Source organism: Pedobacter sp. 05T44 (assembly GCF_056395985.1).
On sequence record NZ_JBFTKO010000014.1, the window covers coordinates 106,627 to 127,070 of the forward strand.

Genomic DNA, 20,444 nt, shown 5'->3' on the forward strand with positions numbered 1-20,444 from the left:
TGCACTTCCTGCACTTATAATCCTGATAGCTCATGTATTAGAGAAATTAATTTAGCTTTTTAATAAAATCCCGCAAAGGTATGTAAAATCGATTATTAAAAATTACTTCACAAACTTATTACAAATAAAAAGGCAAAAAATCGGCCATTGTTAAATATGACCTCATTTCTGATCATTTAACGAAAAACAAGGTTAATACTGAGGCAACTTTTTCTCCTTTATTCCCCGTTTTAGGACAATAGGCATGGGGTTCACAGGACACTGGGTTAATAATCTTTCTTGGGAACTTAGAATGGAGAGAGGATAATCACGGGATTTCTCCTATCGTCGGAGATGATGGCATCTGCTTTAGCAGGAGACTGCGGCAAAGAGCGACCGCCTTATGGCGGCCGCTTTAAGAAGAACGAATGTTACTTTTTAAACCATTGCTTTATTTTCTTAGAATTTCTATCGGCGACCAAGTACATACATGGAACCAATACCAGGGTTAAGAAAGTGGCAAAACTCAAACCGAAGATAATGGTCCATGATAGTGGGCCCCAGAACGCTACGTTATCACCTCCAAAATAAAGGTGTGGGTTAAACTCAGTAAATAAAGTCACGAAGTCAAGGTTCAAACCTACTGCCAGCGGAATGAGGCCAAGCATAGTTGCGGTAGCGGTAAGTAATACCGGGGTCATCCGGGTACGGCCTGCTTCGATAACGGCCTCTCTTACTTCCATGCCCTGACTAACCATCAGGTCGGCAAATTCGACCAGCAGGATCCCATTCCGGACTACAATTCCCGCCAGGGCGACAATTCCCAGTCCCGTCATTACAATAGACAACTCCATTCCGAAGATGGTAACGCCCAGTAATACCCCAATAATGCTAAACAGGATCTCACTTAAAATAACAACCGGCTTACTAATGGAATTAAACTGCAGTACCAGGATAATGAGGATAATAAACAAAGCGCTGACTAAGGCTGTGCCTAAAAACGCAGCTGTTTCCATTTGCTCTTCCTGCTCACCGGCCATTTTTATTTCAATTCCGGCAGGTGCTTTAAATTCATTTATCTCCCGCTGAATATTTGCCACAACCTCGTTCGCATTGTATTCTGAAAGCACATTTGAGGAAAGAATTATGATTCTTTTTTGCTGCTTGCGTTTGATACCACCATAAGTATTGATATAATCTATATTTGCGAAAGATGATATAGGCACTTGCCTAATAACACCGTTCATTGCCATATCACGGTAGGTCACTTTCATGTTTCGTAAGGCTTCCAGGTTGTTCCTTTGATCTTCTCTTGCCCGAACATTGATCTCATAGTCTTCATTAATGTCCCTGTATTTAGAAACTTCCTTACCATAAAGTGCCGTACGCAATGCCATGCCAACCTGACCGGTTGAGATCCCTTCGCGATTGGCCCGTTCCCGATCGATATCAAAAATAATTTCGGGCTTGTTATTTTGAAAATCAGATTTAAGCTCTTCTACCCCGGCAATTTGCCTGCTATCCAGGTATTTTTTTAAGCGATCGGAAGTCACCGCAATGGAATCCAGGTTATCGCCCGTAATTTCTATACTGATTGGTTTGGCCGTTGGTGGCCCCCCTTGTTCCTGGGCTACCGAAATTTGTGCTCCAGGAATCCCTTTTACCGCTTCACGGATCTTGCCGAGGTAATTTACGGTGCGCTCTCCTGTTCTTTTGCCATAGGCCACAAAGGCTACTGTAACCTTCCCCTTGTTGGTATACTCGCCCTGGTCTTCGCCTTGCGGGTCGGTTACCCCTACAGTGACATTGGAGATTATTGAAGATACATCGGGATTCTTTTGGCCAACTACCTTTTCTACCCGCTGCTCAACCTTTTCGACTATTTTGTTGGTATAGGCCTGATCTGTACCCACCGGCAATTCAATATAGACATACACAAAGTTCGGGTCGGCAGTAGGGAAAAACACTACCCTTGGCGGCACAATGTTTACCAGAATCATGGTAAAGAAAAACAAGCCCACTGTACTCCAGATCATGGTACGCGGACGTTTAAGTGCCCAGGTAAGTAAACTATGATATTTATTTATTGCTTTTGGCCACACTACCGTCTGGAATTTCTTGATCACCCCTGTTAAGAAGAAGTGGTTTAGCAGGTATAACAAGGCAAGCAATATGATAAAGTTACCGAATCCGATATTGATGAGGTAGCCCAATAAGGCCATGCCTGCAAATACAAGCAGTGTCCGTTTTACTTTTCTGTCAAACCTTGGTTTCTGATCTTTATGATCATCATGCGGTTTCATAAAGTCGACTGCAAAAACCGGGTTAATAATGTATGCCACCACCAATGAGGCAGAAAGCGTTACAATAAGCGTAACCGGGAGGAAATACATGAACTCACCAATGATTCCGGGCCAGAATAGCAACGGGAAGAACGGTGCAAGGGTAGTTAAAGTTCCGGATAACACGGGCATAAAAACCTCGCCAGTGGCCGTTTTAGCAGCCTGCACAATAGGAACCCTTCCGTTATCAAAAATCCGGTGTGTATTCTCTACCACCACAATGGCATCATCCACCACAATACCCAGTCCGAGCAGGAAGGAGAACAGCACCATCATGTTCATGGTGAAATTAAAATCGAACACCCCCCCGAGAACGGGCATGGAGAGAAAGGCAATGAACATGGACAACGGGACGGACAGGGCAACAAACAGCGCATTTGTGACGCCCATAAAGAACATCAGGATCAGGGTAACTAAGATAAAACCGATGATGATGGTATTGATCAGGTCATGCAGGGTAATCCTGGTCTGATCAGATTGATCACCGGTAATGGTAATATCCAGTTTAGAAGGCAGTAAAGTGCCCTTCATTTCCTTTAGCATGGCATTGATCTTGTCAGACGCCTCAATCAGGTTTTCGCCACTGCGCTTGCGTACATTTAGCGTAATTACATTTTTTCCGTATAAGCGTGCATAGCTGTTTTGCTCTTTAAATGAATCTTTTACTTCGGCAATATCCTTTAAGTAAACCGAGCCTCCTGCCTGTGACTTGACAATCATATTGCCTAATTCCTCGGCATTTACGAACTCCTTTTTCACATTTAAGGTACGCTGCATGCCATCCATTTTCACTGAACCTCCTGATATGGTCAGGTTTTCGGCCTTTACTGAATTTCCGATATCGTCAAATGAGATTTGCGCCGACTCCATTTTACGGAGATCTACATTGATCTGGATCTCTGGCTCAAGGGCACCCACAATATCTACCCCGGCGATTTCTTTCAGTCCCTCTACCCTATCTTCAATATCATCGGCATACTCTTTTAGTTTTTTCAGGTCATAATCTCCGGAAATGTTGATGTACATAATGGGGAGGTCTGAGAGGTTGATATCCATAATTACCGGATCATCGGGTAAATCTGAAGGCAGGTCAGTTTTTGCTTTATCAACGGCATCCTTAACCCGCTGTTTTGCATCTTTGATATCGACCCCGGTATTAAATTCTGCGGTAATAAATGAGAAATCCTGAAAGGAGTTGGAGGTGATCTTTTTTAACCCAAGCGTACCCCTTATTTCCTTTTCGAGCTGCTTTGTAATCAGGTTCTCCATATTTGCAGGTGAAGTTCCCGGATATATGGTTTGCACGAATATTTTAGGAATTACAACTTCCGGAAAATTCTCTTTTGGCAAACTGTTGTAGGAAAAATACCCCGCCAGAATCAGGATACATGTAAACACATATATCGCTGTGCGGTTATCTATAGCCCAACTGGATGGACCGAATTCTTTATTGACGTCTTTCATATGATCGTAAGATTATCATGAATCTTTATTTATAGTTTTACGGAATCGCCATCGTTCAGATCCTGGAATCCTGTGGTAATCACTTTATCGCCGGATTTTAATCCGGTTAAGACCTCTGCCTGGCTATTGGATATTTTTCCTGTTTTGATATCTGTTTTTTTGGCTTTGCCGTTTATAGCTACAAAAACATATTCACCAGCTTCGGACTTTTGGATGGCATTGACCGGTACCGTTAGTGCCCTATCATTTTTATAATCTATAATTTTAAGAATGGCCAGCATATTTGGACGGTACTTTTTACTGGAAGGCAGCTTAACCTCTACATTAAAGCCTCTTGATATCGGATCAATAACTTTGGCGGCAAATGAGATTTTAGTATGCAGGTTCTCTGGCACATCGGGCAAAGATACCTCAACCTCATCTCCCTGGTTTACCCTGGCGGCATAGTTTTCTGAAACAAGGGCTTTCACTTTTAGTCGGCTTGCATTAACCACCCGAATGCCTGTAGGTGTTCCCGGCGCGACGGATTGCCCTAACTTAAGCTCCATGGCATCAACAGTACCCGAAACAGGACTTTTGATCTTATTCATTGCGGCCTGAGATTGCAAGCCCGACAATTGTTTTTGGAGGCCCTCTTTCTTGCTTTTTTCGGTAAGGTATTGAACCTCGGTACCAATTTTTTGATCCCAAAGGTTTTTCTGACGGTTGAAAACGGTAGTGGCCAGATCCAGCTGTGTTTGTAATTGTGCGATATTTTGGCGTAGCACTTTATCATCAATCTGTGCGAGTACCTGACCGCGGCTCACGCTTTGTCCGACTTTAACATAAATTGCAGTTACTGAACCAGGGGATTCGGGAGTGACCTCCACATTGTCTTCCGCATCCACCTTGCCCTGAACCTCAACGAAGTTCCTGAATTCGGTTTCCTTAAGTTCAGTAGCAGTTACATCTTTAGTATCTGCCTGACTTTTATTCTGACCAAGTTCTTTCTCGATCTGTTCAATTTTTCCGTTAAGAGAGGTACGGTCTTTTTTGAGTTGTTCAAGCTCTGCTTTTTTGTCCTTAGGTTTTTCTGATGATCCGCAGGAAGCCAGAAAGAGAACTAATGCGATGCTATATATTGTTTTCATGAGTTTATGTTGCTTGTTTAATAGTTAATTTTTCCTGTGGCTTTATCCAGATCCACTTTATTGATGAGCAGGTTATATAAAGCAGTGATGTAGTTGTTTTGCGCTTCCTTTTGAGAGGTCTCGGCAGTGGTAACTTCCAGGCTGGAACCTATTCCCTGTTCATATTTGATTCGGGTAACCCTGAGGATCTCTTCGGCAAGCTTTAAATTCCTTTCCTGATTTTCCAATGAGCGCTGGCTATTGGCGTACAGCTTTTGAGTGGTGGAGATTTCATTCACGATTCCATTTTTGAGGTCCTGCATCTGATTTTCGGTTTGCTTTACCACAAGCTTGGCGTTACGCAACTGATAAATCCGCTGACCTCCGTTGATCAGGTTCCATGAAAGGGTAAGACCAATTACCGATGTAGGGTAGTTCTGGTCGTACAGATTTGAGAAGTTATCGGACTGAAAACTTTTGGTAGCACTTGCAAAACCTTTTAGCGTAGGCAGGAAAGTACTTTTGTACCTTTTCACATCAAGCAGGTTTAACTTTTTCTGCGTTTCTAAAAGGGAATACTCAATTCTTGCCTTGTAGGCAGAGGTATCGGCCACTGCAGTCGAAACGGGTTGCGCGCGCACGTCACTGATCTTGTCGACAGGCTCAAGTGCAGCCGTTACCGGCATTCCCATCTGAAACTTAAGCAGATCGATATTGATAGATAGTGAGCGGGTAGCATTTTCGCGTTCCGTTTCGAGGTTATTCTTTAACACCAACAGCCGGTCGGCATCAATTTTTTCTGCAAAACCGTTTTTAAACATCGCCTCGGTATCGTTAAAGGATTTGGTGAGCTGTACCAAATTGGCATCGATAAGGGTTAACTGTTCCTTATTGACCAATACCGAATAGTAGGCTTTTGTAACGGCAACTACCGTTTCAATTTTAGTTCTTGTGCTGGTTCTGACAGACAGCTCCTTATAGGTTTTTGAAGCCTGCAGGCCTACAATATAAGTTCCATCGAAAAGGAGCTGATTCAGCTCTATTCCTGCCGAAGAATTATACTTTACACCGAACTTAACCGGAATTTGTGTGCCGGGCTGACCAAAGAACTCGCCCGGAAGCAAGCTTGTTGGCACTTTAAGGTAATCCTGAAAGTTAAAAGTAGTGGAGACCTGCGGCAAGCCGGTACCCACCGTTTTTTTAACATCATTTTTAGCTATTTCTTCATCAATCTGTGCGTTTAGCACGGCCGATTGGTGGTTTAGCGCATAATCTATGGCCTCTTTTAGGCTGAACTTATAATTCAGGGAATCAGTTACCTGAGCCTGAACCATTCCGCCGGCAAAAAAGAGGAGTAGTATTATGAGATAGATTTTGGTTTTCATAGGTATTTATCGCTTATAGGATTAATTGCTTTTCTTTATTGAGGTAATGCCCGGTTAATGAGCCGGGGTATTCCATTAATTCGGCAGGGGTTCCTGTAAAAATAACCTCTCCTCCTTTTCTGCCACCTTCCGGCCCCATATCAATGATCCAGTCGGCATTTTTGATCACGTCCAGATTATGTTCAATTACGATTACGGAATTCCCGATATCAACCAGGTGATTCATGATTTGCAGCAAATGTTCTACATCGGACATGTGTAATCCGGTGGTTGGCTCATCCAGTACATAAATGCTTCCTCTTTTGTGCAGGTTACTGGCTAGTTTAATGCGCTGGCACTCGCCACCGGATAGTGTACTAAGTGGCTGCCCGAGGGTTAAATAATCGAGCCCTACATCCAGTATGGCTTCTATTTTGCGTTTCAGTTCCTTCTTATCAAAAAAATCTACCGCTTCCTGTACAGTCATGGCCAGCACCTCGCTAATCGATTTGCCATTTAATCTATAGGCCAGTACTTCTTCTTTAAAGCGCTTGCCATTGCATATTTCGCATTCGGTTTTTACCGGCTCCAGAAAAGCAAGGTCTGTATAGATAAACCCCAGGCCCTGACAATTGGGGCAGGCTCCTTTTGAGTTGAAACTAAACAGGGAAGCGCTTACTCCATTTTGCTGGGCAAAGAGCCTGCGGATCTCGTCCATAATGCCAGTATAAGTAGCAGGATTAGATCGAATTGAGGTACTCACAGCAGTCTGATCAATAATGATTGCTTCGGGATATTGCTTTATAAACTCATGGTTAATGAGTGAGCTTTTACCAGATCCGGCTACCCCGGTTACCACCGTAAAAACCCCCGTTGGGATGGCTACAGTTAAATTTTTAAGGTTATGCAGTTTTGCGTTATGAACGGTAAGGGCTCCTTTGGCACTGCGATAGGAGGATTTTGCATAGTGCTGCCGGTTCATGCAGTTACCCGTTAAGGTGTCTGATTTCAACAACCCCTCTACTGTTCCATGGTACACGATTTCGCCTCCATGGGTTCCTGCATGAGGGCCGACATCTACCACATGGTCGGCAATCCGGATCACTTCAGGGTCATGCTCTACCACAAGAATGGTATTGCCTTTATCGCGAAGCTGCAATAAGAGCTCATTTAAACGGTGCACATCATGCTGATGCAGTCCTACACTCGGCTCATCGAAAATATAGATCATATCGGTAAGGCTGCTGCCAAGGTGCCTCACCATTTTAATGCGCTGAGATTCTCCGCCTGAAAGGCTGGCTGTCTCGCGGTCAAGGCTCAGGTACTCCAGACCGATATCTATTAAATGTTGTAAACGCATTATTAATGCGGAAGTCATGGTTTCAGCTATGGGATCATCTATTTTGGCAATGATCTTAATGAGCTCATCGACCTCAAGATTGGTGAGCTGAGCGATGTTATATCCGTTTATTCTGCAGCTTAATGCGGCCTGACTTAACCGTGTTCCTTTACATAAGGGGCAAGGTGCAAAAAGGATAAACCGTTCAAGGGTGCTCCGCATGGATTCGGACAGGATACTGGTATCGCGCTTGATGTACATGCGGTTAAACTTATCGACCAGTCCTTCAAAATTGACATTGAGTGGCACATTGTCTTTTTTAACCTGAAATTTCTTGCTTTTCCCATGTAGCAGGGTTTGCCACTCCTCCTGGGTATAATCTTGAAGCTTCTTATCGTTATCAAAAAATCCGGAATAGGCATAAGTGTTAAAATACCAGCTGCCTACCGAGAACATAGGGAATAGGATTGCGCCCTCGTTAAGTGATTTAGATTTATCGAGCAATTTATCCAGGTTCAGTTTTACCGTTTCTCCTAGGCCATTGCATTCGGGGCACATTCCGGCAGGATCGTTAAAGGAAAACGCGTTGGAATAGCCGATAAAAGGCTTGCCCACTCGTGAAAACAGGAGACGCAGTATGGAATAAATATCTGTTATGGTACCTACTGTAGATCTGGAATTACCTCCTAAACGTTTTTGATCGATCACAATTGCGGTAGAAAGGTTACTTATGGCGTCGGCATCAGGCTGGCTATGTTTTGGTAAGCGGTTTCGTATAAAAGTGGAGAAGGTTTCGTTGAGCTGTCTTTGGGCCTCCGCCCCGATGGTATCAAAAACAATAGAGGACTTGCCCGAGCCTGATACTCCGGTAAATACCGTAATTTTTCTTTTTGGAATCCGCAGCGAAATATTTTTGAGGTTATTCTCGCGGGCACCTTTGATCTCTATAAATTCTTGCTTCATCGGGATTTCGAATTATAGGTAAACGGGTTAATTATTTGGTTTATCAAAATTGCTCTGAAATGCGTTTACCTACCCCTTCTGGAAGGAGAATAAACCATGCGAAAAGGAATAATTTCCTGACTCCTTCTTTTAAAAAGTAAAATTTGACTAAATTCGTTCTAGTGAAGCGCCTTTAACATCATCTCCTAACCCTATGAACGACAATGAATTAAAAGCACCCCTTCTTTCAGATCTCTCAGAAACCTGCGAGTTGCACTATACTGACGAATTAGGTGCATCGGGCTATATGAACATCAGTGAAATAAAAATTGATGGCGCAGATATTTTTGCCGCGAGCTGCAAACAGGAGCATGAAATTACCATGCGCGAACAAACGGAAACGCCTACCCTAAACATGTATTTTTCGTTACAAGGGCAAAGTGCGGCATGGGAGGCGCAAAGCAAAGACAGGTATGTGCTGAATGACAATGAGCATGTGATTTCATTTATGCCAAGTTTTGATGGGTATTATGCATTGAGCAGTCCGGAGATCAAGAGCTTTGGTATTTCGCTGTATGAGCCTTTCTTTCGCAGGCTGTTTGCAACCGATATGGATTGTTTAAAGCGGTTCTGGGACAAGGTGGATGCCGGGAAAATGGCGGAAATCTCGAAACATGCCCTGCCGGTAACCTCTAAACAGCAACTGCTGATTAATGAAATGCAGCAATGTGTTTATTCAGGACATATGAAACAGCTGTTTTTTGAATCTAAAATTATTGAGCTTTTTCTGCTCCAGGCCGAACAGGCTGACAGTTTAGATGGGCAGAAACCCATTAAAATAGAACGCCATAATGTAGATAAGCTGCATGCTGCAAAACAGTTTGTACAGCAAAGGATGTTTGATCCATTAACCTTAAACGGAATTGCACGTGAGGCGGGACTAAATGAGTTTATGCTTAAGAAAGGCTTTAAAGAGCTGTTCGGATTAACTGTATTCGGGTATTTAAATGAACTGAAAATGAATTACGCCCGGCAGATGCTGTTAGATTCGAACTGTACCGTATATGAAGCTGCTTATACCATAGGGTATAATGAACCTTATAACTTCTCTAAAGCTTTTAAAAAGCATTTTGGATATTCACCCGGTGAGTTAAAAAGATAATTCCATAGATTTGTCGGATAACATAAAAAAGCTAGATATGACTTATCCGGAAAAACTGAGCGCGATACGTAAACAAATGCAAGCCGACAATGTACAGGCTTATATTATTCCATCTGCAGATCCACACATTAGCGAATACCTGCCAGACCATTATAAATGCATTCCTTTTACTTCCGGTTTTACCGGATCGGCGGGCACATTGGTAATAACAGCAGATTTTGCTGGTTTATGGGCCGACTTCCGTTATTTTGAGCAGGCTGCTGAACAATTGGAAAACAGTGGTTTTGAGCTGGTGAAACAAAAAGTTCAACATGCTCCTGAATACATTCAATGGCTTATTGAAAAGCTGGACAATGGCGCTGTAGTTGCCAGCAATGAGAAATTGCTATCGCTGCTTTTAGGAGACCTGTTTACACAACAGTTTTCGGTTAAGAACATCAGTTTGGCCAATAAAGATTATTTAAGCGCTATTTGGGAAAACAGACCTGAGCTGCCAAATCAAAGCGCATTTTTGATAGCGGAAAAGCATATCGGACAATCGGTAAGCAGTAAGCTTGCGGAAGTTCGTTCGGCACTAAGTAAACAAGGTGCGGCTTATCATTTAATTTCGTCGTTAGATGATATGGCCTGGTTGTTTAATATCCGCGGCAACGATGTGAGCTACAACCCCGTGGTTTTAAGTTTTGCATTAATTAACCAGGATCATGCTAAAATATTCATCAACCCTGATAAATTAACTGCTGATGATAAGGCTCAGTTGTTAAAAGAGGGTGTAGAGGTATTTGATTACGAAGAAATAGAGGATGCGTTAAAAAGGATTCCGGAGAACAGCTCCATATTCATTGATCCGAAACGCAACTGTTTTGCGTATTCAAAGTTGATTCCAAAAACGGTTAGGGTTATAAAAGACACCAACCCATCTACCCAGCTTAAAGCCATTAAAAACGAAACAGAACTGGCCAATACGCGTAATGCAATGGTTAAAGATGGTGTTGCGATTACCCGTTTCCTGAAATGGCTTTCGGAAAACATTGGAAAGACTTTAATTACTGAACTTTCTGCAGCTGCTGAATTGCGTAAGTTCAGAGCAGCCCAGGAAGGATTTGTTGGGGATAGTTTTAATACGATTAGTGCTTATAAAGCACATGGAGCCCTGCCTCATTATGGAGCATCTGAGCAGAGCAATTCGGAAGTAAAGGCCGAAGGGTTGTTCCTGGTAGATTCTGGTGGCCAGTATTTTTATGGAACAACGGATATTACCCGTACCATCCCAATGGGAAACAATACGGAAGAAGAACAAATGGATTATACGCTGGTATTAAAAGGAATGATTGACGGATGTAAATCGCGCTTTCCAAAAGGTACTTGTGGCTATCAGATTGATGCAATAACGCGCAAACCATTATGGGATTATGCGCTTAACTATGGGCATGGAACCGGACATGGTGTTGGTTATTTTTTAAATGTACATGAAGGCCCCCAGGTATTTAACCCAACTGCAACGCCCGTTGCTATTGAACTTGGAATGATCACTTCTGTTGAGCCTGGGATTTACCGTCCGGGGAAACATGGTATCAGAATTGAAAACCTGGTAAACACCATTAAGGATGTAAGCAATGAGTTTAATGAATTTTATGCTTTTGAGTGTTTAACTATTGCGCCGATAAGCACTAAGATTGTTAAAAAGGATTTACTGGAACAAAATCAGATTGACTGGCTTAATGGTTATAATGCGCTGGTTTTTGAGAAACTTAGTCCGTTTTTGAATGAAGATGAGGTGGCCTGGCTGAAGGAAGAGACAAGGGAATTTAGTATTCTCAGCTAAATTTCAGGAAAAAATATTGGAGAGGAGAGGTAAAAAAAGAGAATGTGTTCCAGGAGGAGAAACACATTCTCTTTTTCTCTTTAGCTAACGGAACGGTCTAAATGAACATATCCGCCGTCAACATATACCAGTTGCCCTGTAGTATGGCTCGAGGCTTCTGACAGCAAAAACACGGTAGCGTTGGCTATTTCTTCGGCAGTTGTCATTCTGTTTCCCAATGGGATTTTAGCTTTAATAGAAGCCAGTTTTTCTTCAGAATTAGGGATTGAGCTGATCCATGTTTGATACAAAGGCGTATAACACTCTGATACGATCACAGAATTTACACGGATGCCATGCGGCAATAATTCAACCGCCCACTCTCTTGTAAGCGCATTTCTGCCCCCATTGGCTGCAGCATAGGCGGATGTACCACCCTGGCCAGTATCAGCAACTTTTGAGCCTATGTTAACAATAGCACCTTTTGATTTGATGAGTGATGGTAAGGCATGATGTGCCATTAAATAATAATGCACGATATTTTTATGTAAGCTCTCTATAAACTTTTCGTAGCTGCCGCTGGTTAAGCTAACCCCATCATTTACGCCCGCATTGTTCACCAATCCATCTATTCTACCGAACTTTTCCAACACCTGGGCTATAGCCTTCGCATTATCTTCCGGATTAGTTAGTTCAGCAACGACCTGAAATACTTTATCCCCGTTTGCGGCTATATCATCGGCCACTTTCAAATTATCGGCTTCGTTTCTTCCAATGATAACAGGAATGGCTCCTTCTTTGGCCAATACCCTTACAATGCCCTCGCCAATGCCTTTAGCACCACCTGTTACGATAATTACTTTATCTTTTAATTGCAGATCCATAGATTGCTTATTTCAAATTGTAAAATTTAGTTGCATTACCTCCCCAAAATAATGCTTGTTCGTTTTCTGAGAGTTTGGAAACATAGCCTTTAGCCAGATCTACTACCTGCCCGTAAGCCGCTGCAACCAGGCTCACCGGCCAGTCGGACCCGTACATCAACCTGTTTGTTCCAAAGGCTTCAAAAACCACATCAAGATATGGGGTAAAGTCTTCTTTTTTCCAGTATTTCCAATCTGCCTCAGTTACCAGACCGGATACTTTACAGTATACATTTTCATGAGCTGCCAGCTTTTGTATGTCAAGCGCCCAATCATCGATGTTTTTATTTTTAACATCCGGTTTAGCAATATGATCCAGTACAAAAGGCTGATCCGGAAATTTAGCTACCAGTTCGGCTGCATACTTTAACTGATCCGGAAAAACCAATATATCATACGTAAATCCGTAATCTTTTAACTTGCTTATTCCGTTAACAAAATCAGGTTTTAGCATTAGGGCACGGTCTGTTTCGCCTTGCAAAATATGCCTGAATCCCTTCATTTGAGGGTGCTCGCTTAAATCGGCAAGCTGCTCACTGATGTTTGCAGCCCTCAGATCGACCCAGCCGACTACGCCCTTAATAAAAGAGTGATCTTTGGCATTTTGCAGTTGAAAGGCATTCTCTGCAGCAGACTGATCTGCCTGGACCACCACGCAGCCATCGAAATTAAAGTGCTCAAGAACGGGTTGTAGATGCATTGGAAGAAAATCATCCTGCAGCACCGCCATATCATCTGTTATCCAGCTATCCCTTACTGCATTATATTTCCAGAAATGCTGATGAGAATCAATTCTTAACATAATTTTTAACCTGTTGTTTTGAGCTGCCAAGGCCATCTATGCCAAGTTCTACAACATCACCTTCTTTAAGATAAACAGGAGGATTAAACCCTAATCCAACACCTGCCGGTGTTCCGGTAGAAATTACATCACCAGGTAACAAAGTCATGAACTGACTAACATATGAAATTACAAAAGGCACGTTAAATATAAAGTTGGAAGTATTTCCATCCTGCATTATTTTACCGTTTACGCTAAGCCAAAGTCTAAGGTTATCGACGTCAGCAATTTCATCCTGTGTGGCAAGGAATGGACCTAAAGGTGCAAAAGTATCGCAACCTTTTCCTTTGTCCCAGGTTCCGTTTCTTTCGATCTGGAACTCACGCTCTGATACATCGTTATGTAAAACGTAACCTGCAACATAATCAAGGGCATCAGCCTCATCAACGTAAGATGCTTTTTTTCCGATTACCACTGCCAGCTCAACTTCCCAATCTGTTTTTACAGAATTTTTAGGGATCACAATATCATCAAAAGGCCCTACCATAGCAGTAGATGACTTCATAAAAATAACAGGTTCAGGTGGTATTGGTGCGTTGGTTTCCTTTGCATGGTCGGCATAGTTTAATCCTATACAAACTATTTTTGAAGGACGCGCTACTGGTGAACCTAAACGTGTGCCTGCCGGAATTGTGGCCAATTTACCCTCATTTGCTTTAACAAATGCATCCAGTCTGGCTAATCCGTTATCATTAAAAAATTTTTCATTATAGTCCTCGCCAAAGGCCGAGGTATCATACCAAATATCGTTTATAATAACGCCGGTTTTTTCCTGATCGGCTGCTCCCCATCTGATTAATTTCATTGATATCTATTTATTTTAAAAACTCAAATTAGTTATTTAATTTAACAAATCCTCCATCTAAAGGATAGTCGTTTCCAGTTACAAAACCAGCTTCGTCTGAGCATAAGTATAATGCCAGAGAAGCTACTTCCTCTGGTTTACCCATGCGGCCTATTGGCTGACTTTTAGATAGCTTTTCAAAAACTGCTTCTTCTTGACCTGCATAGTTTTTGGCAATAAAGCCATCCACAAAAGGCGTATGTACCCGTGCAGGTGAAATGCTGTTACATCTGATGCCATCGGCCATATAATCGCGCGCGACAGAGAGCGTCATGGCATAAATTGCGCCTTTACTCATAGAATAAGCAAACCTGTCGGTAATGCCAACCAACGCAGCGATAGAAGCCATATTAAGGATTACTGCTGAACTGCTTTTTTTCAATGCCGGGATTGCCGCATATAAGCAATTATAAGCCCCTTTAACATTTACATTAAAGATCTTAGTGAAATCATCTTCACTGGTGGTCTCCAGTTTTCCTACATGGGCAATACCAGCGTTATTGATCAGGATATCTATATTTCCAATTTTGTTAAAGATATCGATTACCTGAGCCTGGTTACTTACATCACAGCTGTAGCCTATTGCGTTTCCGCCTGCTTTAGTGATCTCATCTATTGTATTTGAGGCCGCTTCTGAGTTGAGTTCTATGATATGAACCAAAGCCCCTTGTTTTGCAAAAAGAACAGATATTGCCCTGCCGATTCCGCTTCCTCCGCCTGTAATAATTGCTGATTTTCCTTTTAAACTGAACATGCTTACCTTATTATAATGAAACGCCTCTTTTCCATGGGATGAAGTCATCCTGATTTAACAATACTGCTTTAGGTGTGATTTCGCCACTTGCAGCTTTGATGCAATATTCAAGAATCTCTTCGCCCATTTCCTCAATGGTTTTTTCGCCACGAATGATTGCGCCAGTGTCTATATCAATGATGTCGCCCATTCTGCTGGTCAGGGCTGTGTTTGTTGCTATTTTAATTACCGGACAAACAGGATTTCCTGTTGGCGTACCTAAACCTGTGGTAAACAAGATCAATGTAGCACCACTAGCCGCTTTTCCCGTTGTCGCCTCGACATCATTTCCAGGAGTACATACCAGGCTTAATCCTGGTTTGGTTACCGGCTCAGTATAATCCAAAACGTCAACTACAGGAGAAGTACCTGCTTTTTTAGCCGCTCCGGTACTTTTGATGGCATCGGTAATTAAACCATCCTTAATATTCCCGGGTGATGGGTTCATATGAAATCCGGAACCTACTGCATGGGCCTGGGCATCATACTCCTGCATTAACCTGATAAATTTTTCGGCCGTTGGTTTATCTACACACCTGTCGATTATATTTTGTTCTGCACCGCATAGTTCCGGAAATTCTGCCAACAGTACCTTGGCTCCAAGTGCAACCAAAAGATCAGAGGTATAGCCCACTGAAGGGTTAGCAGAAATACCACTGAACCCATCGCTACCACCACATTTAACCCCAACACACAGCTTACTAAGCGGCGCAGGGCTTCTTTCTATTTTATTGATTTCAGTTAAACCTTCAAACGTTTTAAGAATGGCATCCTTTATCAATTGCTCTTCGCTCTGGCTTTGCTGCTGTTCAAAAATCAAAACCTTTTTATTGAATGTAGGGTTGCGTTCTTTGATATCGTCTAGCAAACTTTGTGTTTGCAGGTGCTGACAACCAAGACTAAGCACAGTTATCCCTGCTACGTTTGGATGATCCGCGTAAGCAGCTAACAGATTACTTAACAGATCTGCATCCTGGCGCGTGCCCCCGCAACCACCCTGATGATTAAGGAATTTTATACCATCAACATTTTTGAATACTCTTTTTTTAGTTGCCTGAGCAGATGCTAGACTATCTACATTAAAGGAATCTATTGATTCGCCGTCCTGATAAGCAGTAAGCAACTGATCTGTAAACTGTTTGTACTTATCGGTTACATTATAACCCAGGGTATTGTATAATGATTCTTTTATCACATCCATATTCCTGTTTTCGCAGAAAACTGTAGGAATAAACAACCAGTAATTTGCTGTTCCGACTTTACCATCCTGACGGTGATATCCGTTGAATGTTCTGTTTTGAAACTTTGATACGTCAGGAGCCTGCCATTGGTAATTTACATTTCTGTATGCATAATCCTGAGAGGCATGATGAACATTTTCGGTAGTCATTAACCCTCCCTGAGGAATAAAAGCAGTTGCTTTGCCAACCAATACGCCATACATTAAAACATCCTCGCCAATTGCCCTATCCGTTATGAAAAACTTATGCTTGGCGTGTACATCATCCTTTAAATCGAATGTTAAGTTATTCCATTCAATTTTTTGTCCTTTTGATAGATCCTGCAAGGCTACCAGAACATTATCATCTGGATGTATTTGCAGGAAACTTTTATTAGTTATTATTGACATTATGCTTTTAATTCAAATATTTTATCCATCATCACCCATTTCTCACCAGGTTTAGCACCCGGGATTGCCTGTTGATATTTCCACATTAATTTCTCCCACTCCTGTACCTTTTCATTTGAGGCATCCATGGCTCCCTTCTTTTCAAAGCTAAATTTACCATTTACTTCCATAATCATAAACAGCCTATTGCCATATCTGTAAATTTCCATTGTATCGATTCCGGCAGAGGTGATGCTCTCCTGAATTTCGGGCCATACCTGCTGATGCATTACTTCGTATTCTTTGATCAGATCAGGATCATTTACCAGATCAAGCGCTAAACAATATCTTTTCATTTTATATATTTTCTAAGGTTTTAATACTATGTTCTTTTAACAACCTTATGCCCGGTTACACCAAATAGAAATACAACGGCGAAGCATATTAATGGCACGATATAACCTATCTGAATATCGGCTATATCAGCAACGTAACCCATTGCCGGAGGCAATATTGCGCCACCAACGATGGACATGATGATCAGACTGCTTCCAAATTTTGTGTCTTTTCCAAGATCCTTTATACCCAGAGAGAAGATAGTTGGGAACATGATGGACATGAAGAATGCAATTCCGATAACAACAAATAATGATATGGTGCCATGAGTTACTATTGCGAGAACGCAAAGTACCATGCTGGCTACAGCATAAATAGCCAATAACCGCTCTGCTTTAATAAATTTCATAAGGAAAGTACCAAGTACCCTCCCAATCAGGAAGGCTAGGCCCATGCCTATACCTGCATAACCAGCTGCCTTTTGCTGATCTATTTCGGCAGCTTTGGTAGCATACAGAATAAAAAAGCTAAACACACACACCTGAGCACCTACGTAAAAGAACTGTGCAAGAACAGCCCATCTTAGGTGTTTATGCTTAAGCGCATCCAATAAGGTATGGTCAGTTGCTTTGTCGCCCGGTTCTTCTGTCTCCACAATTTCCGGTAATTTCAGAAAGACAAAGATGATTGCTATGACCAGAATAATGCTCCCCAGCACCAGGTATGGTGTTTTTACTGATGAAGCTTCTGATGCCAAAGCAAATTCCCTTGCAGAGGCAGTCATTTTACTTAACTTCTCATCAGATATCCCTTCTATTAAAATAATTTTAGCACCGATTATAGGAGCAGCCGTTGCTGCAAGTCCATTAAATGATTGCGCAAAATTCAGTCGAAAAGTTGCCGTTTCAGGAGGGCCAAGCAAGGATGCATAAGGATTGGCCGCTGTTTCCAGGATGGTTAGTCCGCATGCTATGATAAATAGTGCCCCCAAAAAGAATACATAAGCTTGCGTATTTGCAGCCGGTATGAATAAAAACGATCCTATGGCAAACAATGCAAGCCCCAGAATTATCCCCGTTTTATAACCATACTTTTTCATAATGAATCCCGCTGGGAGTGCCATTACAAAATAAGCGATGAACACTGCAGAATCAACCAGAGATGCCTCTAAAGTACTTAAACTAAAAGACCTTTTTAAATGGGGAATAAGTATTGGATCTAGGTTATGTACAAAACCCCACATAAAAAACAGGGAGGTAATCATAATAAACGGAAAAAGATATTTGTTTTTAGTCATCTGGTTTAATTTTTTGGTTAATCAAAGAACGCGTTTTTTGAAGTGATTTATTTTATCATTTTATCTTATTATTAAACTATTTTGGCAAATAAAGTGTCTATTACCCTTGTTATGCAGCTCAATTTGCAAAATGCCATAATGAAGATTTTGATTTATTATCTGATTTCGATTCGTGCGTTGAATAGTCCGATAGTAGTGTGTGGAGAAAGCGGTTTATGCAATTGCCAGCTAAGGGGATAATACTTGCCCTTTTGAACAGCTACAGGCTTCAGTTCCTGACGGTAAATGGTTTGACTTACATTGTTATCTAAGCTCATTACATTCACCTTTTTAAATCCATTGTAATACTTAACAATAAGCTGGTTTGCTCCCTTTTTAAGCGGCAATAAAATCACATCTTTCAACTGTTTATCTTTAAAAGGATTATTATGTTCTGCCAGCACTTTCCCGTTCAGTGTTACTGTTACTCCGTCCCCACTGGTTATGCCAACCAGATAAGGTTGATCTTTAGCTGAAGTTATTTCTTGCAAAAGGTAGGTTGCCGAGTTTCTGTCGGCTTCTATTTCGTAGGTCACATTATTTTTCAGTTCTCCCTTTTTCTCCCATGTTCCACCATTTGAATCTGGCCATGGCTTGCTTACATCTACATTAGTCAGATTGCCATGTACACCACCTACCCCAGAATAAAGCGGCCCTGTTTGGTAAATATCACCCCATTTAATGGTGGAAGGATCGTTCTTCAACTTTTCTGCGCCAGTTCCATTTAAGGTTATTGCGGTGGCTTTACCATTCAGCTCTACATCTATAACCTTTCCTTTTTCTTCATCCGTATAATAGATTGCAGGAACAAGGTTTCCGGTTTTTGAAGGACTAATTGTCCATGATTCCTTTACTGTGCTCTGATAGCGGTTATTGTAATCAATACCTGAGCTGCTGTAATGCTTAAAGGCATTGTGCGAGTCAAGAATTAAAGGTGCTTTAGTGAAAGCGATGATATTTGCAGGAGGTACTGAATAACCATTAACAAATTCTATTGCAATTACTTTAAACTCTTTGCTGATGTCTAAACCTTCTGGCACATTAATTTTTACACCTGAAGCATTTTGGGAGAATTTCGCTTTTTTATCCTCTCCAAGAACGTATGCATCTTTAATTTTCCCGGTAAGGCCTGGAAGTGTAATCACTCCGTTTTCAGGAGCTGAAAGCAGGTGCAGATAAATTTTATCAGGTCTGCTCGTTAGGCTTCCCCATTTGAATGAAATGTGAAAAGGGTCTGGATCTGTTCCATAAATGGCTTCTTTATTTTTATCGAGCCATTTACCGATGCTTAATAAAACATCCTTTTCGAAATCAACTACAGAACCATCGCCCTTTGGGCCGATGTTTAGAAGGAAGTTTCCGCCACGACTTGCAACTCTGATTAAACTGGTGAGTTTCTCGCGCATTTTTTCTTCTTCGCTCCCTCTCACCTGCCATGAACGATAGCTCCATGTTTCGTCGAAGAAAGACGCAGGAGATTGCCAGGGCACTCCGATAGCATAATCTGGCTCCTGGTTGTCGCCCATTACGTTAAAGTCGCCCATATCATTCCCGATTCTGCTTCCGATCATACAATTTGGCTGAAGCTTATGAACCAGGTCTCTAAGGTCTTTGCTTTCATTAGCATTTTGGGAGCCCATATCAAACCACAGTTCAGAAACGGGGCCATAATTACTTAGCAATTCTGTAATCTGCTTTTTATTGTATTCCACATGTTCGGGGGTAATATAATCTGAATTGCTGCTCGAGATTGGAGAAGCCTGAGGGAAATGCCAGTCGATTAGCGAGAAATATAAACCAAATCTTAACCCACCACGCTTACAGGCGTCGGAAAGCTCTTTTACAATATCCCTTTTGAACGGGGTGGCATCAACCACGTTAAAATCTGTAGTATTTGTTTTAAACATACAAAACCCATCGTGATGCTTTGAAGTGATTACCAGAGAGCGCATGCCGGCTTTTTTTGCCAGGGCAACAATAGAATCGGCATTCCAGTTTTGGGGATTAAACCTTTTAGCAACATCTGCGTAAGTATCACTATAAATACCCGCGTGCGCCTGAATCTGTTCACTTAATCCTTTGGTTACCGGCTTACCTTCCCATACGCCACCCAATACAGAGTAGATTCCGTAGTGAATGAACATGGAATATTTTTGATCCTGCCATTCCCTTAATGCTTTAGGATCGTGCTGTCCAAAAACAAGGGTTTTGCAGAAAAGTAATAATGCAAATAAAATGATTGTTTTGTGTTTCATGT

14 protein-coding genes are annotated in these 20,444 nt (G+C 41.9%); 2 read left to right on the forward strand and 12 right to left on the reverse strand.

What is annotated here, in order from left to right:
* Positions 1-410: 410 nt before the first annotated feature.
* From AC1DDK_RS19745 to AC1DDK_RS19760, 4 genes are read right to left on the reverse strand one after another with little or no spacing between them, the layout of a single operon-like run.
* Positions 411-3,785 carry an efflux RND transporter permease subunit gene (locus tag AC1DDK_RS19745; protein WP_337717996.1) on the reverse strand — a complete coding sequence of 1,125 codons (3,375 nt, stop codon included), beginning with the start codon at positions 3,783-3,785 and terminating at the stop codon, positions 411-413.
* A 29-nt stretch (positions 3,786-3,814) separates the two neighbouring features.
* Positions 3,815-4,915, reverse strand: a complete 1,101-nt coding sequence (locus tag AC1DDK_RS19750; protein ID WP_337717995.1) for an efflux RND transporter periplasmic adaptor subunit — start codon at positions 4,913-4,915, stop codon at positions 3,815-3,817.
* Positions 4,916-4,932: 17 nt separating this feature from the next.
* Positions 4,933-6,279 (reverse strand): TolC family protein, encoded by a 1,347-nt coding sequence (locus tag AC1DDK_RS19755; RefSeq protein ID WP_172662076.1) that lies wholly within the window; start codon positions 6,277-6,279, stop codon positions 4,933-4,935.
* Between the two features lie 13 nt (positions 6,280-6,292).
* The gene (locus AC1DDK_RS19760) at positions 6,293-8,560 is read right to left on the reverse strand and encodes an ATP-binding cassette domain-containing protein (protein WP_172662077.1); all 2,268 of its coding nucleotides are present in this window, start codon (positions 8,558-8,560) and stop codon (positions 6,293-6,295) included.
* A 193-nt stretch (positions 8,561-8,753) separates the two neighbouring features.
* Here AC1DDK_RS19760 and AC1DDK_RS19765 point away from each other — a divergent pair, with 193 nt between their 5' ends.
* Together AC1DDK_RS19765 and AC1DDK_RS19770 are read left to right on the forward strand one after the other, a co-directional pair.
* Positions 8,754-9,701, forward strand: a complete 948-nt coding sequence (locus AC1DDK_RS19765) for a helix-turn-helix transcriptional regulator (RefSeq protein WP_288883128.1) — start codon at positions 8,754-8,756, stop codon at positions 9,699-9,701.
* 37 nt (positions 9,702-9,738) lie between these two features.
* The gene (locus tag AC1DDK_RS19770; RefSeq protein ID WP_337717994.1) at positions 9,739-11,526 is read left to right on the forward strand and encodes an aminopeptidase P family protein; all 1,788 of its coding nucleotides are present in this window, start codon (positions 9,739-9,741) and stop codon (positions 11,524-11,526) included.
* An 80-nt stretch (positions 11,527-11,606) separates the two neighbouring features.
* Here the strand turns inward: AC1DDK_RS19770 and AC1DDK_RS19775 are convergent, their stop codons facing one another.
* The 8 genes from AC1DDK_RS19775 to AC1DDK_RS19810 form a co-directional block, all read right to left on the reverse strand.
* On the reverse strand, positions 11,607-12,389 hold the full coding sequence (locus AC1DDK_RS19775) for an SDR family oxidoreductase (protein WP_337717992.1): 783 nt from the start codon (positions 12,387-12,389) through the stop codon (positions 11,607-11,609).
* A gap of 7 nt (positions 12,390-12,396) precedes the next feature.
* On the reverse strand, positions 12,397-13,230 hold the full coding sequence (locus AC1DDK_RS19780) for an amidohydrolase family protein (protein ID WP_337717990.1): 834 nt from the start codon (positions 13,228-13,230) through the stop codon (positions 12,397-12,399).
* Entirely contained in the window at positions 13,217-14,074 is an 858-nt protein-coding gene (locus AC1DDK_RS19785) for a fumarylacetoacetate hydrolase family protein (protein ID WP_172662082.1), read from the reverse strand. The genes AC1DDK_RS19780 and AC1DDK_RS19785 overlap by 14 nt, the downstream gene beginning before the upstream one ends.
* Before the next feature lie 28 nt (positions 14,075-14,102).
* On the reverse strand, positions 14,103-14,867 hold the full coding sequence (locus AC1DDK_RS19790) for an SDR family NAD(P)-dependent oxidoreductase (RefSeq protein WP_288883122.1): 765 nt from the start codon (positions 14,865-14,867) through the stop codon (positions 14,103-14,105).
* A 10-nt stretch (positions 14,868-14,877) separates the two neighbouring features.
* Entirely contained in the window at positions 14,878-16,536 is a 1,659-nt protein-coding gene (locus AC1DDK_RS19795) for a UxaA family hydrolase (RefSeq protein WP_337717989.1), read from the reverse strand.
* Complete coding sequence (locus tag AC1DDK_RS19800) at positions 16,536-16,871, reverse strand: L-rhamnose mutarotase (RefSeq protein ID WP_048903458.1); 336 nt, start codon at positions 16,869-16,871, stop codon at positions 16,536-16,538. Before AC1DDK_RS19800 ends, AC1DDK_RS19795 begins: the two co-directional genes overlap by 1 nt.
* A gap of 26 nt (positions 16,872-16,897) precedes the next feature.
* Positions 16,898-18,148 carry an L-fucose:H+ symporter permease gene (gene fucP / locus AC1DDK_RS19805; RefSeq protein ID WP_172662085.1) on the reverse strand — a complete coding sequence of 417 codons (1,251 nt, stop codon included), beginning with the start codon at positions 18,146-18,148 and terminating at the stop codon, positions 16,898-16,900.
* 155 nt (positions 18,149-18,303) lie between these two features.
* Positions 18,304-20,442 (reverse strand): alpha-L-fucosidase, encoded by a 2,139-nt coding sequence (locus AC1DDK_RS19810; protein ID WP_288883119.1) that lies wholly within the window; start codon positions 20,440-20,442, stop codon positions 18,304-18,306.
* Positions 20,443-20,444: the final 2 nt, after the last annotated feature.